11 protein-coding genes are annotated in these 14,873 nt (G+C 74.5%); 1 reads left to right on the plus strand and 10 read right to left on the minus strand.

The genetic code is table 11. The features are described 5' to 3' along the window. Window positions 1-73 precede the first annotated feature (73 nt). The 9 genes from ACFWW8_RS12030 to ACFWW8_RS12070 form a co-directional block, all read right to left on the minus strand. Window positions 74-1,015: a glutamate ABC transporter substrate-binding protein gene (locus ACFWW8_RS12030; RefSeq protein WP_386527061.1), complete on the minus strand. Its 942-nt coding sequence runs from the start codon at window positions 1,013-1,015 to the stop codon at window positions 74-76. A 143-nt stretch (window positions 1,016-1,158) separates the two neighbouring features. Next, a complete protein-coding gene (locus ACFWW8_RS12035; RefSeq protein ID WP_386527005.1) occupies window positions 1,159-2,544 on the minus strand; it encodes a hypothetical protein in 1,386 nt (461 codons plus the stop codon). A gap of 198 nt (window positions 2,545-2,742) precedes the next feature. Further along, window positions 2,743-3,738 (minus strand): N-acetylglucosamine kinase, encoded by a 996-nt coding sequence (locus ACFWW8_RS12040; protein WP_386527007.1) that lies wholly within the window; start codon window positions 3,736-3,738, stop codon window positions 2,743-2,745. After that, window positions 3,729-4,994 (minus strand): 6-phospho-beta-glucosidase, encoded by a 1,266-nt coding sequence (locus ACFWW8_RS12045; RefSeq protein WP_386527010.1) that lies wholly within the window; start codon window positions 4,992-4,994, stop codon window positions 3,729-3,731. Before ACFWW8_RS12045 ends, ACFWW8_RS12040 begins: the two co-directional genes overlap by 10 nt. A 5-nt stretch (window positions 4,995-4,999) precedes the next feature. Further along, on the minus strand, window positions 5,000-5,839 hold the full coding sequence (locus tag ACFWW8_RS12050) for a carbohydrate ABC transporter permease (protein WP_386527012.1): 840 nt from the start codon (window positions 5,837-5,839) through the stop codon (window positions 5,000-5,002). Next, a complete protein-coding gene (locus ACFWW8_RS12055; RefSeq protein WP_386527063.1) occupies window positions 5,836-6,717 on the minus strand; it encodes a carbohydrate ABC transporter permease in 882 nt (293 codons plus the stop codon). The genes ACFWW8_RS12050 and ACFWW8_RS12055 overlap by 4 nt, the downstream gene beginning before the upstream one ends. A 172-nt stretch (window positions 6,718-6,889) precedes the next feature. After that, window positions 6,890-8,224: an ABC transporter substrate-binding protein gene (locus ACFWW8_RS12060; protein ID WP_386527015.1), complete on the minus strand. Its 1,335-nt coding sequence runs from the start codon at window positions 8,222-8,224 to the stop codon at window positions 6,890-6,892. A gap of 171 nt (window positions 8,225-8,395) precedes the next feature. Next, window positions 8,396-9,613, minus strand: coding sequence for an ROK family transcriptional regulator (locus ACFWW8_RS12065; protein WP_386527018.1), 1,218 nt, complete (start codon window positions 9,611-9,613; stop codon window positions 8,396-8,398). A 154-nt stretch (window positions 9,614-9,767) separates the two neighbouring features. Further along, window positions 9,768-10,937 (minus strand): mechanosensitive ion channel family protein, encoded by a 1,170-nt coding sequence (locus ACFWW8_RS12070; protein WP_386527021.1) that lies wholly within the window; start codon window positions 10,935-10,937, stop codon window positions 9,768-9,770. 204 nt (window positions 10,938-11,141) lie between these two features. On the opposite strand from ACFWW8_RS12070, the gene ACFWW8_RS12075 reads away from it, so the two are divergent. Beyond that, a complete protein-coding gene (locus ACFWW8_RS12075) occupies window positions 11,142-11,684 on the plus strand; it encodes an HNH endonuclease (RefSeq protein ID WP_383931883.1) in 543 nt (180 codons plus the stop codon). An 88-nt stretch (window positions 11,685-11,772) separates the two neighbouring features. Here ACFWW8_RS12075 and ACFWW8_RS12080 read toward each other — a convergent pair whose 3' ends face one another. Continuing rightward, window positions 11,773-14,805 (minus strand): beta-N-acetylglucosaminidase domain-containing protein, encoded by a 3,033-nt coding sequence (locus ACFWW8_RS12080; RefSeq protein WP_386527024.1) that lies wholly within the window; start codon window positions 14,803-14,805, stop codon window positions 11,773-11,775. Between the last annotated feature and the right edge of the window lie 68 nt (window positions 14,806-14,873).

A 14,873-nucleotide genomic window follows, 5' to 3' on the forward strand; every position in this document is an offset into this window, starting at 1 on the left:
CGCGCCCGCTGCTGCGATTCCGACCCCGACCCCGACCCCGATTCCGACCCAGACTCTGATTCCGCCACCGGCCTCAGCCGTCCCGGTACGTGGGCTGGGGCGGTCCGCCGACGTTGGGCAGCACGGCCCTGAGGTGGACGCCGTAGGAGGTCATCCACGGGCTGCCGGACCCGCCCGCGCGGTAGTCCTCCAGCACCTTGTTGACCCGGCGGACGAGGTCGGAGGCGTCCTTGTTCATCGCCACGCCGTAGAACTCGCGGGTGAAGGGCGAGCCGACGAGCTGCACCGAGGGGTCCTGCGCGGCCTGGCCGGCGGCGAGGGCGTTGTCGGTGACGATGCCGTCGACCTCGCCGAGCTGGAGGCGCACCAGGCAGTCCAGCTGGTTGGGAACGGTGACCGGCACCGAACCGTACGACTGGGCCGTCAGCGTCGCCTCCGCCGTGGAACCGGCCGCGAAGCAGATCCGCTTGTCCTTCAGCGAGGTGTCGTAGCCGGTGATCGGCGACCCCTTGGCGGCCAGCACCTGCTGCCCCGCCTCGAAGTAGGCCGTCGAGAAGGCGACGTCCTCCAGACGCTTGCAGTTGATGGTCATGGTCCGCACGACGACGTCGACCCGCCCCTCCTGGAGCGCGGGGACGCGCTGGCTGGTGGGGATGGCCCGGTAGATGACCGCGTCGGGGTCGCCGAGGATGTCCTTGGCTATGGCCCGGACCAGGTCGATGTCGAAGCCGTCGAGGACACCGCCGCGGGCCTGGTTGAGGTACCCCCAGCGGAAGCTGTTCTGGTCGACGCCCGCCACGAGCTTGCCCGCCGCCTTGATCCGGGCGATGGCCGCCCCGTCCACGGCGGACGGCCGCAGGCTCGCCTCCGGGTTCTGGCAGGTGTCGGCCGGCGCCGCCGGGGCGACCGTGAGGGAGGCGGGCCCGTCGACCGCGGCCGGGCGGCCGGTGTCCGGGGCGGCCTGGGCCAGCGGGAGCAGCACGGCCGCGGCCGTGACCGCGCAGGCGGCGGCCATCGCGCTGACCCCGCCCCAGCCGCGCAGGCGACGGGCGGCCCGCCGGACGCCGCCCGTCCCGCCCGCCTCCGCCGCCGGGACCCCGTGGTCCGCGTCGGCGCCGTTCGCCCCGGGGGCGCGTACCGCTCGCATCCGCATCGCTCTCACCTGTACTCCGAAAGCCTGCGCCCGACACCGAGCAGCGCCGCCGCCGCGCCGAGGGCCGCCAGGACCGCCGCGCCCGTCATCAAACCGTCCAGGGCGCCGAGCCCGTCCCGGGCCGCCCGGGTGAACTCCCGCTGCTCGTGGGCGACCGCCTGTGCCAGGGAGGCGTCCACCGTGTCGAAGGCGGCGCCGCTGCTCTCCTTGTGCGCGCCGTTGCCGACGACCTGGTCCCGGGCGGCGGCGTAGTCCCCCTTGAGGTCCGACTCCCGGGCCGCCGCGTGCCGCGTCTTCCACTGCTCCACGCCGGCCGCCGCCCGGCTCAGGGGGTCGCGGCCCGCCTGGTCGTCGGCGAGCCGCAGGGCCGCCGCCAGGCCGGTGTCCAGCTGCTTCATGTTGTGCGTGAAGTCCACGTCGTACTTGTCGGACTTCTTGTCCTCGGCCAGGACGGCGCCCCGCGCGATCAGCGTCAGGTTCTCGCCGGCCCGGGCCTGGAGGGAGGCGATGCGCGCGTCGTTGAGCACCTTGAGCGACTCCTGCCCGTCCGCTCGCGCCCGGCTCAGGTCCGCACGGGCCACCGTGTGCCCCACGACCAGCCAGAGCAGCACGACCAGCGAGGCCGCCGTCGCGGCGACCAGGCCGTGGTTGAAGACCCGATTCGTACGCCGGTAGTTGCGCCGCTGCACCCACGCCAGGGCGGTGAGGGCGAGCAGGCCGGTGCCGATCGAGGCCAGCGGCCAGGACCGGGCCTCGTCGTGGTCGGTGTAGAGCCGCCGGGTCTCCGCCTCGTACAGCCGCTGGGCGGCGGGCAGCAGCTGGGTGGTCATCTGCTCGTTGGCGTACCGGAGGTAGGCGCCGCCCAGCGGCAGGCCCTGCCGGTTCGTGGCGCGGGCCTGCTCGATCAGCCCGGTGTAGCGGGGCAGCCCCTCGCTCAGCAGGGAGATCTGCGCGCGGGACTCCTCGTCGACCCGGGTGTTGGCGGCCGCGCTCACGAGCAGCTTCGAGGCGTTCGCGATGTCCTTCTCGTACCGCTGGCGGACCTCGCGCGGTTCCTGGCCGCCCGCGAGGAAGCCGTTGGAGGAGGTGGTGTCGGCGTCCGCGAGGGAGCGGTAGATGCTGGCCGCGTCCGCGCTCAGCGGCTGGCTGCGGCCCACGACGTCCTCGGCGGCGCCGACCCTGCCGGACATCTCCCAGACGCCCACCGTGCCGAAGCACAGGATCAGGGCGGCCACGGCGGCGCCGACGATCCGCAGCCGGCCGGGCTCGGTGGTCGCGGCCGCGCGCAGCCGCTCCACGCCCTCGGCCCATGCGGTGCCGCGGCCCGGCGGCCCGCCGGGCGGCCCGGCGTGACCGCCCGGCGGCGCGGGCGCGCGTGTCGTGATGGCCACCCCGACCTCCCCCTCGGTCTCTGCACCCCCGGATGTGGCCGGGAGCCTGCGCAGCAGTATGGACGTAGGGACGGCCGCCCACAGCACCGGTCCTCGATCTTGGGCGATACGTCCCCGGGGGCGTCCCCTTCGCCCCTTCACCGTCAATACGTCCCTGCGACCGCCACGGTTCCAGACCCGCGGTCCGTTCGGGCGGGTTCACCCGAAACGGGCACGGAGTTTGCTGTGGGCGAAGGGCTCGGACCCGAGGGCGTCCAGGCCCAGCAGTGCGGCTCCGAGCACCGGGGGCGCGGTCACCACCGAGATCCGGGCGTGCGGGGCGCGTTCGGCGAGGCCCGCGGCGATCCGGTCGTCCAACTGCGGGTGGCGGGCGGCCAGCACGCTGCCGCCGAGGACCACGGGCACCTCCTCGTCCAGCAGGTCCAGCCGGCGCAGCGCCACCGTCGCCATGGACACCACCTCGTCCGCCTGCCGGTGCACCAGCGCCAGCGCCACCGGGTCGCCCGCCGCGGCGACCGCGAACAGCAGCGGGGTCAGCTCGTGCCGCCGCTCGGCGGGGACGCGGCCCAGGTGCACCTCCTCGATCAGCGCGTACATGGAGTCCAGGCCGAAGTGCGCGGGCAGCGCCCGGGCCAGTTCGGTCGGCTCGCCGCGCCCGTCCTCGGCCCGGGCGGCGAACCACAGGGCCTCCTCGGCGAGTCCGCCCCCGCCGCCCCAGTCGCCGGAGACGCGGCCGACCGCGGGGAAGCGCGCGGTCCGCCCGTCCGGGGTCATCCCGACGCAGTTGATGCCGGCGCCGCAGACCACCGCGACGCCGCGCGGGGCGGCGCCCGGCGGCAGTCCGGCGCGCAGCAGCGCGAAGGTGTCGTTGTGCACCGCCGTCACGCGGCCCCAGCCGCGGCGCCGGATCTCCCGGCCCAGTTCCCGCTCCTCCACCGGGAAGTCCGCGTTGGCCAGACAGGCGGAGACGTACTCGGCGCACGGCCCGGAGCCGTCCTCCCCGCGGTGGTCCAGCCCGACGGAGGCCATCGCCTCGGCGAGCACGTCGACGGCGGCGGCGATGCCCGTGCGGAACGGCTGGAAGCCCCCGGCCCGGCCGGTGGCCGTCACCGAGCCGTCCGGGGCGACGAGCGCCACGTCCGTCTTGCTGTTGCCCGCGTCGATCGCCAGCACCGCGGGGAGGGTCACAGCCATGCCAGGTGCTCCTTGTTGTGCGCGAGGAGGCGGTCGGTCAGCGCCTCGGCGCGGTCGAACTGGCCGACCAGCGGGTGCGCCAGCAGCGCGTGGAAGACCCGCTCGCGCCCGCCGCGGACCGCCGCGTCCAGTGCGAGGTCCTCGTACGCCGTCACGTGCGCGACGAGCCCGGCGTACAGGGGGTCCAGCCGGGGCGCGGCCAGCGGCACCGGACCGGAGCCGTCCACCCGGGCCTGCACCTCGACGACCGCGTCGTCGGGGAGGAACGGCAGGGTGCCGTCGTTGCGGGTGTTGACCACCTGTACGGCCGCCCCGCCGTCGCCCAGCAGCGAGGCGGCGAGGTCCACGGCCGCCTCCGAGTAGAAGGCGCCGCCCCGCTTGGCCAGCAGCGCGGGCTTCTCGTCGAGGGCGGGGTCGCCGTACAGGGCGAGCAGTTCGCGTTCCATCGCGGCGACCTCGGCGGCCCGCGAGGGCTTGGAGCCGAGTTCCCGGACCACCTCGTCGTGCGCGTAGAAGTACCGCAGGTAGTACGAGGGCACCACGCCGAGCCGGTCCAGCACGGCGCGCGGCAGGTGCAGGTCCCCGGCGATCGCGTCCGCGTGGTCGGCGAGCAGCCGCGGCAGCAGGTCCTCGCCGTCCGGGCCGCCCCGGCGGACGCCCAGCTCCCAGGTGAGGTGGTTCAGCCCGACGTGGTCCAGGTGGAGGTCGGCGGGTGCCAGGTCGAGCAGGGCCGCGAACTTCCGCTGGAAGCCGATGGCGACGTTGCACAGTCCGACGGCCTTGTGCCCGGCCTGGAGGAGGGCCCGGGTGACGATCCCGACCGGGTTGGTGAAGTCGATGATCCAGGCGTCCGGGCTGGCCCGGCGCACCCGTTCGGCGATGTCGAGGACCACGGGGACGGTGCGCAGGGCCTTGGCGAGTCCGCCCGCGCCGGTGGTCTCCTGGCCGACGCAGCCGCACTCCAGCGGCCAGGTCTCGTCCTGGAGGCGGGCGGCCTGGCCGCCGACGCGGAGCTGGATCAGGACCGCGTCGGCGCCCTCGACCCCGGCGTCGAGGTCGGAGGTGGTGGTGATCCTCCCGGGGTGGCCCTGCCGGGCGAAGATCCGCCGGGCCAGGCCGCCGATCAGCTCCAGCCGCCCGGCGGCCGGGTCGATCAGCACCAGCTCGGAGATCGGCAGGCTGTCGCGCAGCCGGGCGAAGCCGTCGATCAGCTCGGGGGTGTAGGTGGAACCGCCGCCCACCACTGCGAGTTTCATGGTCATCAGCCTTTCACTCCGGTCAGGGTGACGCCTTCGACGAATGCCTTCTGGGCGAAGAAGAAGAGGACGATCACCGGTGCCATGACCAGTACGGTCGCGGCCATGGTCAGGTTCCAGTTGGTGTGGTGGGCGCCCTTGAAGGACTCCAGCCCGTAGCTGAGGGTCCAGGCGGCAGGGTTGTCCGAGGCATAGATCTGCGGGCCGAAGTAGTCGTTCCAGGCGTAGAAGAACTGGAACAGGGCGACGGCCGCGATGCCGGGCCTGGCCATCGGCAGCACGACGCGCAGCAGGGTGCGCAGTTCGCCGCAGCCGTCGACGCGGGCCGCGTCGAGGTACTCGCCGGGGATGGTCAGCAGGAACTGGCGGAGCAGGAAGATGGAGAAGGCGTCGCCGAAGGCCATCGGGACGATCAGCGGCCACAGGCTGCCCGTCAGGCCGAGCTGCTTCGCCCAGAAGAGGTACATGGGGATGACCACCACCTGCGGCGGCAGCATCATCATGGCGATCACGAGCATCAGCGACAGGCGCCGTCCGCGGAAGCGGAACGTGGCGAGGGCGTAGGCCACGGGCACCGAGGAGACAACGGTCAGCAGGGTGCCGAGTCCGGCGTACAGCAGGGTGTTGCGCCACCAGGTCAGGAAGCCCGGGGTGTGCCACACCGTGGCGTAGTTGCCCCATTCCCACGTGTCGGGCCACAGGTCGCGGGTCAGGGCCTGCCGGTCGCCCATCAGGGAGGTCAGCAGGAGGAAGACGAACGGGAGGACGAAGAACAGGGCGGCGGCCACGCCGAGGGAGTGCACCCCGACCCAGTGGAGTACGGCCTTGCGGCTGCGCGTGCTCACTCACCTGCTCCGATCAGTCCGCCACGGCGGCGCATGAGGAGCGCGGTGAAGGCCATGGACAGGGCGAACAGGACCAGCGCGACGACGCAGGCGGTGCCGTAGTCGAAGCGCTGGAACCCGAGGTTGTGGACGAGCTGGGGCAGGGTGAGGGTGGACTTGTCGGGGTAACCCGGTTCGAACTGCTGGCCCGAGCCGCCGATCACCCCGGCCGCCACCTTCCCGGCCACGAGGGGCTGGGTGTAGTACTGCATGGCCTGGATGACGCCGGTGACGACCGCGAACAGGACGATCGGGGAGATGTTCGGCAGGGTGATGTGGCGGAAGCGCGCCCAGGCGCCGGCGCCGTCCAGTTCTGCGGCCTCGTACTGCTCCCTCGGCACGTCGAGCAGGGCGGCCATGAAGATGACCATCAGGTCGCCGACGCCCCACAGGGCGAGGGCGGTCAGCGCCGGCTTGGACCAGCCGGGGTCGGTGAACCAGCCGGGGGTGGGCAGGCCGGCCGCGTCCAGCAGGGTGTTCACGGGGCCGGTGCCGGGGTTGAGCAGGAAGACGAAGGCCAGGGTGGCGGCGACCGGCGGGGCCAGGTAGGGCAGGTAGAAGAGGGTCCGGAAGATCCCGGCGCCGGTCTTGATCTTCGTGATGAGCAGGCCGACGCCGAGGCCGAAGGCGACGCGGCAGCCCACCATCACCACGACGAGCCACAGGGTGTTGCGCATCGCCGGCCAGAAGGCGGGGGAGTCGGTGAAGACGTAGGACCAGTTGTCGAGCCCGTTGAAGACGGGCGGCCGGAAGCCGTCGTACTTGGTGAAGGAGAAGTACACGGTCGACAGGAGCGGGTAGGCGAAGAAGACCGCGAACCCGATCAGCCAGGGGGACATGAAGGCCGCGGTCCGCAGGGCGGACCGCCGGCGCCTCGTCCGCGCGGCGCGGGCGGCCGCGTCGTCGGCGGCGCCGTCCGCGGCCGTGTCGGGGGCCCCGTCCGGGGCGGTGTCGGGGGCCCCGTCCGGGGCGGTGGGGGCCGCGGTGCGTGCGGCGGCGGAGGTCATCGGGCTACTTCGCCTTCGCGATGTCCGTGTCGATCTGCCGGTCGACCTCGGCGAGGCCGGCCGTGATGTCGGGGACGGCGCCCTTCTCGACCTCGTACGCGAAGTCCTCGAAGGTCAGCTGGTAGGTGCCGCCGTCGGCCTGGGCCGGGGTGGTGCTGGACTTCGGGTGCCGGGCGATGTCGACGAAGGTCTTGAACTCCGGCGTCAGCTGCAGGTCGGGGGAGTCGAGCGCGGCCAGGGTGGACGGCACGTTGTGGATGGCGTTGGCGAAGGCCACCACCGCCCCGGTGTCGGTGGTCATGTACTTGACCAGCTCCCACGCGGCGTTCTGCTTCGTGCTGACCGAGGCGATGCCCATGATCGTGCCGGAGAGGTAGCCCTTGCCGTAGTCGTCGGCCCGGTCGTCGGGCACGGGCAGCGGCGCGGTGCCGATCTCGAAGCCGACCCCCGCGTCCTTCGCCATCGCGGCCCGCCACTCGCCGTCGATCTGCATGGCGACCTGACCTCGGTGGAAGGGGTGTTCGGCGCTCCACTCGTCGCCGAAGGTGGTGCGGAACCTCTCCAGCCTCTCGTAACCGCCGAGCTTCTCGACCAGGTCCTTCTGCGCGGTCAGCATCTGCGCGAAGGCCGGGTCCTTGGCCAGGCCCGCCTTGCCGTCGGGGCCGAAGTACGTGGCGCCCCACTGGGCGGCGAGGCGGGTCGGCTTCGTCTCGTACCCGTGGAAGGTGGGCATCAGCCCGACCTGCTCGTACGAGTCGCCCTTGGGCTTGGTCAGTTTCTGGGCGACCTCGGTGAACCGGCTCCAGGTCCTGGGCGGTTCGGTGATGCCGGCGGCGGCGAAGGCCGTCTTGTTGTAGACGAGCCCGTACGCGTCGTTCAGCAGCGGCAGCGTGCACTGGTTGCCGTTGAACTGGGTGTATTCCAGCAGGGTCTTGGGGAAGACCTTCGTCTTGTCCACCCCGGACTTCTCCAGGAAGGGGTTCAGGTCGGCGAAGGCGCCGGAGTTGCAGAACTTGCCGACGCTGTCGGTGGTGAAGGAGGAGACGACGTCGGGGGCGCCGTCGCCGCCCGCCCGCAGGGCTTGGTTGATCTTGTCGTCGGTCATGTTGCCGGTGACCTTGATCTTGATGTTCGGGTGGGCCTTCTCGAACCGCGCGATGTTCTCCTCGATGGCCTTGACCTCGCTCGGCGCGGACCAGCCGTGCCAGAAGGAGAGGGTGACGTCCTTCTTCGGATCGTCGGTGGCCGCGTTCCCGCTCTGGCCCGTACAGGCCGTGGCGAGTACGGATATCGCGGCGAGGAGGGTGGCCGCGCCGGTCAGGCGTCCGGTTCTGGGCATGGCGGTGCTCGCTCTCTGAGGGAGGAACTTCCGGGAGGGGTGCCAGGGGAGGTGCGGGGTGGGCCTTCGGGGGAGGGTTGCGGGGAGGTGGTGCGGGGTCGGCGGCCGACGGTCGGCGCCCGCTTCCGGTCAGCGGTCAGTGGCCCGTGGAAAGTGGTCGGTGGTCGGTGGTCAGCGGGAGGTGTCGAAGACCGCGTCGCGGGTGGCCGCCAGCGCGCTCTCCAGCGCGCCGTGCAGCACGGGCCGTTCGCGCACCTGGCCCGTGACCAGGCGGGGCCGGGAGGGGGCCAGTTCGGCGAGTTCGGCCTCCAGCAGGCCGCGCAGCGGTTCCCCGCCCGCGCTGATCACCGCTCCGGACAGGACCACGATCTCCGGGTCCAGTACGGCGACCAGCGAGGCCAGACCGGTGGCCAGACCCGTGGCGTACGCCTGGAGGAAGGCCAGGTACGGCCCTTCGGGCGCCTCCGCGGCCCGGGCGAGCAGCGCGACGGCCGCGGCGACCTGCGGGGGGTACGGGCCGTCGGGCGCGGGCCCGGACGGGGCCTCGACGCCGAGCTCCGCGGCCAGCCGGGGCAGCGCCTGGAAGCCGGCCAGTTCCTGGAAGCCGCCGGAGTTGGCCCGGGTGACCTGGCGGACCAGCGGGTGGCCCGGCACGGGCAGGAATCCCACCTCGCCGGCGCCGCCGGTCCAGCCGCGGTGCAGCCGGCCGCCGAGCACCAGGGCGGCGCCGAGCCCCTCCTCGTTCCACAGCAGGACGAAGTCCTCGTGGCCGCGGGCGGCGCCGAGGCGCTGTTCGGCGACGGCGGCGAGGTTGACGTCGTTCTCGTACTCGACGGGCATCGGCAGGGCCGCCGCCAGGTCGTCGAGCAGGGTGGGGGAGTGCCAGCCGGGGAGGTGGCTGGCGTAGCGGAGCCGGCCGGTCTGCGGGTCGAAGGCGCCGGGAGTGGCGATGACCACCCGGTGCAGGTCGGAGCGGTGCAGCCCCGCGGCCTTCACGGCGCCGCCGAGGGCCTCGCAGACCTGGTCGACGGCTTCGGCGCCCTCGGCGTACGGGACCTCGTGGGTGCCGACCACCGTGCCGGTGAGGTCGGCGACGGCGGCCAGTACGCGCTCCGGGGTGACGTCCAGTCCGCCCACGTACGCCGCCCGGGGGTTGACGGCGTACAGCTGGGCGCTGGGTCCGGGGCGGCCGCCGTCGGTGCCGGTGGCGACGACGAGCCCGGCGGCCTCCAGACGGGCCAGCAGCTGGGAGGCGGTGGGCTTGGACAGCCCCGTCAGGTGCCCGATCCGGGTCCGGGAGAGCGGGCCGTGCGCCAGCAGGAGGTCGAGGGCGGCCCGGTCGTTCATGGCGCGCAGGAGGCTGGGCGTTCCGGGCGTGGCGGCGGGCATGTCGGGGTCTCTCCCTCACCGAGATGAATTGTTAGGTAAGTTTCCTATCGGGGTTCGACCTCTGTCAATGCCGCCGCCCCGCAGGAAAAGTCCTGCGGGGCGGCGGAGCGGGTGCGGGGGAACCGGGCGGGGGCTCCCGCGCGGTCCCGCCGTCCTACTTGGTGATCCTCGGGGCGCCGGACGCGCTCTGCGGGGGTATCGGGGCCGTGGCCAGCGACTGCGGCGACGTCGGGTTCGCCAGCGCCGAGGGCGCGGCGACCCCGGCCGACGGGTCCGCCGGGGCGTCCTCCTCGTCCCCGTCCGGCAGGCCGCCGACGATGCGGATGCCCGCGGCGTCGAAGGCCTCCTTGATGCGCCAGCGCAGCTCCCGCTCCACCGCGAACTGCTGACCCGGCATCGTCTTGGCCGACACCTTCACGGTCATCGACGCGAGCAGCACCTCGTCCAGACCCAGCACCTCCACCGGGCCCCACAGGCGCTCGTCCCACGGCGACTCCTTCGCCAGGGCGTCGGCGACCTCCTGGACCACCTCGCGGATCCGCGGCAGGTTCTCCGTCGGCCTGACCTGGATGTCGACCGTCGCCGTCGCCCAGCCCTGGCTCAGGTTGCCGATCCGCTTGATCTCGCCGTTGCGCACGTACCAGATCTCGCCGTTGTCCCCGCGGAGCTTGGTCACCCGCAGGCCGACCTCGATGACCTCGCCGGAGGCCACCCCCGCGTCGATCTTGTCCCCGACGCCGTACTGGTCCTCCAGGATCATGAACACGCCGGAGAGGAAGTCCGTCACCAGGTTCCGGGCGCCGAAGCCGATCGCGACACCGGCCACACCGGCACTGGCCAGCAGCGGCCCCAGGTTGATGTCGAGCGCCCCGAGCACCATCAGCCCGGCCGTGCCGAGGATCAGGAACGAGGCCACCGAGCGCAGCACCGAGCCGATCGCCTCGGAACGCTGGCGGCGCCGCTCGGCGTTGACCAGCAGCCCGCCCAGGGCCATGCCCTCCATGGCCTCGGCGCCGCGGTTCATCCGCGTGATCAGCTTGGTGAGCGACTTGCGGACCACCGACCGAAGGGCCCCCGCGATCACGATGATCAGCAGGATCTTCAGGCCCAGGTACAGCCAGTCGGCCCAGTTCTCCTCGATGAAGCTCGCGGCCTCGGTGACGCTCTCGTGCGTCTCCTTGAGCGTCGTGGACGCGTCCGGGGTGTCGGCTGCGAGCGGCAGCAGGGCGGCGGGCCAGGGCACGGCGGGAACCTCCAGGTATCGCGGCCTGCCCGCCGGGGGTCCCCCCGACCGAGTCCGGCGGCGGGTGTGCGGGCAGACCATCCACACTAACGGGGCATTACCCGCGGCCCCGTCCGGTGTCCGGGGGAGAGACCAGGCTCACCCGGCGGCCAGCCGCGGTGTGGTTGAAAACACCCCGGAGCCGTTACGGGCGCGTGGTGGCGCTTCGACCAGCCATAAGGAGAGACTGGAGAGCAGATCGTCCCGGCGCGAGCCACGCGCCGCCGGCGTACAAGGAGGCAGTCCGTGCCGCACGTCCTGGTCCTCAACGCGTCGTACGAGCCCCTCGGCGTCGTACCGCTCCGCCGCGCGCTCGTCCTCGTCCTGGAGAACAAAGCGGTCTCCCTGGAAGAATCCGGCGCCTTTCTGCACAGCGCGACGCGAGCCGTCCCCGCTCCCAGCGTGGTTCGGCTCAAGCGCTTCGTCCGGGTGCCCTACCGGGGCCCCGTGCCGCTCACCCGGCGCGCCCTGTTCGCCCGCGACGGCGGCCGCTGCATGTACTGCGGGGCCGTCGCCACCAGCGTCGACCACGTCATCCCGCGCAGCCGGGGCGGCCAGCACGCCTGGGACAACGTCGTCGCCGCGTGCCGCCGCTGCAACCACGTCAAGGCCGACCGGCACCTGCTGGAACTGGGCTGGCGGCTGCGCCACCAGCCGGCCCCGCCCTCCGGCCTGGCCTGGCGGATCATCGGCACCGGCCACCGGGACCCCCGGTGGATGCCGTACCTCCAGCCGTACGGGGCCGAGGACGCGCTGGAGCGCATCGGCATCGGGGTCGCGGCGTCATAGCCGCTCCCCGGACACGCAGGCCCCGCCGCTCAGGGCCGGACCGCGCAGGCCCCGCCGCTCAGGGCCGGACCGCGCAGGCCTCCACGGCTCAGGGCTGGACCGCGTAGGCCTCCGCCGACCAGAGACTGCACCCGAACCGCGTCGCCCGGGTGTCGCACGTGACGCGCAGGAAGCGGGTGTCCGGCGCGTCCACGCGCAGGGACTCCGCCCCGCCGCGCGAGTCCGCCACGGACGCGGCCGGCCGCCAGGTGACGCCGTCCGCCGAGGTCTCGACGCGGTAGGACGCGGGATGGGCGTCCTGCCAGTGCAGTTCCACCCGGCCCACCCGGGCCGGGGCCGCCAGCTCCGCCCGCCACCACGCGCCGTCGGCCGCCGGCGAGGACCAGCGGGTGGCGGGGGAACCGTCCACGGCCGCCGCGGCCGGGAAGTCCGGGGTCTCGTCGGCCGAGGAGACCGCCCGCGCACCGCGCAGCAGGTCCGGCCCGCCGGTGCGGGCCACGGCCCGTACGGTCAGGGTGCGGGTCTCCCCGCCGAACGTCACCGGGACCCGGTGGCTGCCGGGCGGGGTCCCGGGCGCCACCGCGACCTCCAGCGGGATCGACGCCCGGCCGCCGCGCGGGGCCACCGCGCCCTGCGGCAGGCGCACCCCTATGCCCGCCGGGGGCAGCGCCGCGAGCGCGCCCCGGACCTCGCCGGCCCCCAGGGCCGACAGCTCCGCCGTGACCCGCCGCGGGGCGCCGCCGATCTCCGCGTCCACCACCGCCCCGCCGGCGAGCTCGAAGCGGGCCTGCGGGCCGTCACCGAACCAGGGGACCACCCGGTGCACCGCCGGGGCCGGCCCGGCCCAGGACAGGCGCACGGCGTCGGCCCGCAGGCCCGCCGTGTCCACCTGGGTCCAGCCCGAGGCCGCCGCCTCGCCGACCTTGCGCCAGCCCTCACCCGGTACGTGGGCCTCCACCGCCGCGCCCCGCAGGCCCGCCGGGAGCGGGTCCGTCATCACCGTCACGGCCGCGACCGGGCGCGTCCCGTCCAGCCTCACCGTCCAGCTGTCCGCGTCCTTCGTGACGCTGCCCGCCGGGCGGGCAGCGCCCGTCCAGGCATCCGCCTCGGCCGCCGCCTGCGTCAGGAACGGGTCCAGTACGGCCCCGTCCACCCGGGCCTGCCCCGGCCGGTCCAGGTCCGCGCGGGCCGCCGCCAGGGCCCGGGAAGCCTGCCAGGCGGCCGCCCCGTCGCCGCTCGCCTGCGCCCGCAGGACGTCCACCGCCAGCTCGCCGGCCGTTCCGTAGCGCGCCAGCCGGTCCAGCCACGGCCCCGCCTCGCCCCTCAGGGACGGGAGCCCGGCCGGGGCCTCGCGCAGCACCGTGAAGGCCTTGCGCAGCTCCGCCCCGGCCGTCGGGTCGCCCGCGGCGCGGGCCGTCCAGAACTGCTCGACGAGCGGCCTGAGGTACGCCGACTCCTCCTGCCCCAGGCCCGAGGACGCGGTGTTCCCGGCCAGCGCGGCCACCGCCTCGCGGCTGCGCGGGTCGGAGCCGGCCAGTTCGCGCACCGCGGCCGCCCAGGACTCCGCGGCCCGGTACCCGCGCGGGTTCCACGCGAAGTCCGCCGCCGTGAAGAGCGGGACGCGGGACAGGGCGCCCTGCGGCATGGCGTTGGCCAGCAGCGCCGCCGACCCGCCCGCCACCACCGGCTCGCGCCCCGTGTAGGGGCCGAGGAAGACCCGGGCCGGGTCCCAGTCGTTCACCGGGTAGTTGTCCATGGTGACCAGCGGGTGGCCGAGCGCCGAGCGGGCCCCGGCCAGGTCCCGGCCCGTGATCGTGCGGGGCACCACGCCCACGCCGGTCCAGGCCACCTCCACCCGCTGGTCGAGCGCGCCCGCCAGGGCCGTGCGGTAGGCGGTGGACCCCGCCTGGTAGTACTCGGTGGGCAGCAGTGACAACGGCGCCGACCCCGGGTGCAGCGCCGCCAGGTGCTCCGCCAGGCCGTTGGCGACCTCCGCGTGCGCCTTCGCGGCTGCCGCAGGGCCCTTCCCGTACCGTTCGCGGTCCGCCGCGCAGCCCCACTCGGTGTAGCTGACGTCCTGGAACTGCACCTGGAACGCCCGGAAGCCCAGCTCCCACATCGCGTCCGCCTTGCGCGCGAGCGCCGCCCGGTCGGCCGCCGACGACAGGCACATCGACTGGCCGGGGGTCACCGCCCAGCCCAGTACGACGTGCTGGGCGCGGGCCCGTTCGGCCAGCACCCGGAAGTCCTCCCGCTGCTCGCGCGGGTACTCCTCGCGCCACTCCGTCGTACGGAAGGCGTCGTCGCCCGGGGCGATCAGCAGCCGGTTCTGCTTGGTGCGGCCCATGAACTCGACCTGTGCGATCCGCTGTTCGCGCGTCCACGGCTGCCCGAAGAAGCCCTCGGTGATCCCGCGTACGGGAGCCGTCGGCCAGTCCCGGACCAGGACCCCCGGCACCGTCCGCCCGCCGGCGGCCAGCAACTGCCGCAGCGTCTGCGCCGCGTGGAACAGCCCGTCGGCGCCCGTGCCGGCCAGCGCGACCGTCTCCCGGCCGCCGGACGACCCCACGGCCAGCCGGTAGCCGCCGTCCGGCAGGTCGCCGGCCCCGGCCGCGCCCAGCTCCCGCAGCGCCTCCTCGGCCCCCCGGCCCTGGAGCCGTACGACGGTGCCGTGCCCGGGCAGCGCGGCCCCCGGGGCGCGTTCGTGCAGGGTCCGTACGCCCGCCCGGCGCAGGGCGTCCCGGACGACCTCGACGGCGTACGGGTCCGCGTCGGCCGGGGCCACCAGCACGGCCTCCGCGCTCAACGGCACCGCGCGCGCCGGATCGGCGGTCATGGACTGCGGCCGCGGCCACACGGCCGGCCCCTCGGCGGCCGCGCGCACGGCCTCCGCGCCGGGGTCGGCGACGGAGGCGGGCGCGGCGGCGCCGGGTGCGACGGCGCCGACGGGTGCGACGGCGGCGTCCCGGCCCGCCGCGGGGGCCGGTTCGCGGGCCGGGCCCACCGGTGTGCCCGCCCCCGCGAGGGCCGCGGGCGGCGCGGCCGCCCCGGCGCCGCCCAGCAGCGTCCCGATCACGGCCACCGCGGCGGCGGTCGCCCGCTTCCTGCCCCTGAGCTGCACAGAACCTCCCCGTCGCTGGGCCGTGTCGTTCGGATCATGGCGGGCCCGGGGTGTCCGGCACCGCGCCT

The sequence above is a fragment of the Streptomyces sp. NPDC058701 genome, assembly GCF_042715295.1.
GTDB lineage: Bacteria > Actinomycetota > Actinomycetes > Streptomycetales > Streptomycetaceae > Streptomyces.

Coding starts and splice junctions, on each gene's coding strand:
- ACFWW8_RS12060 (WP_386527015.1), bottom strand. CDS start 8,224: ATGCCCAGAACCGGACGCCTGACCGGCGCGGCCACCCTCCTCGCCGCG.
- ACFWW8_RS12070 (WP_386527021.1), bottom strand. CDS start 10,937: ATGGTCTGCCCGCACACCCGCCGCCGGACTCGGTCGGGGGGACCCCCG.
- ACFWW8_RS12040 (WP_386527007.1), bottom strand. CDS start 3,738: ATGGCTGTGACCCTCCCCGCGGTGCTGGCGATCGACGCGGGCAACAGC.
- ACFWW8_RS12045 (WP_386527010.1), bottom strand. CDS start 4,994: ATGAAACTCGCAGTGGTGGGCGGCGGTTCCACCTACACCCCCGAGCTG.
- ACFWW8_RS12055 (WP_386527063.1), bottom strand. CDS start 6,717: ATGTCCCCCTGGCTGATCGGGTTCGCGGTCTTCTTCGCCTACCCGCTC.
- ACFWW8_RS12030 (WP_386527061.1), bottom strand. CDS start 1,015: ATGGCCGCCGCCTGCGCGGTCACGGCCGCGGCCGTGCTGCTCCCGCTG.
- ACFWW8_RS12065 (WP_386527018.1), bottom strand. CDS start 9,613: ATGCCCGCCGCCACGCCCGGAACGCCCAGCCTCCTGCGCGCCATGAAC.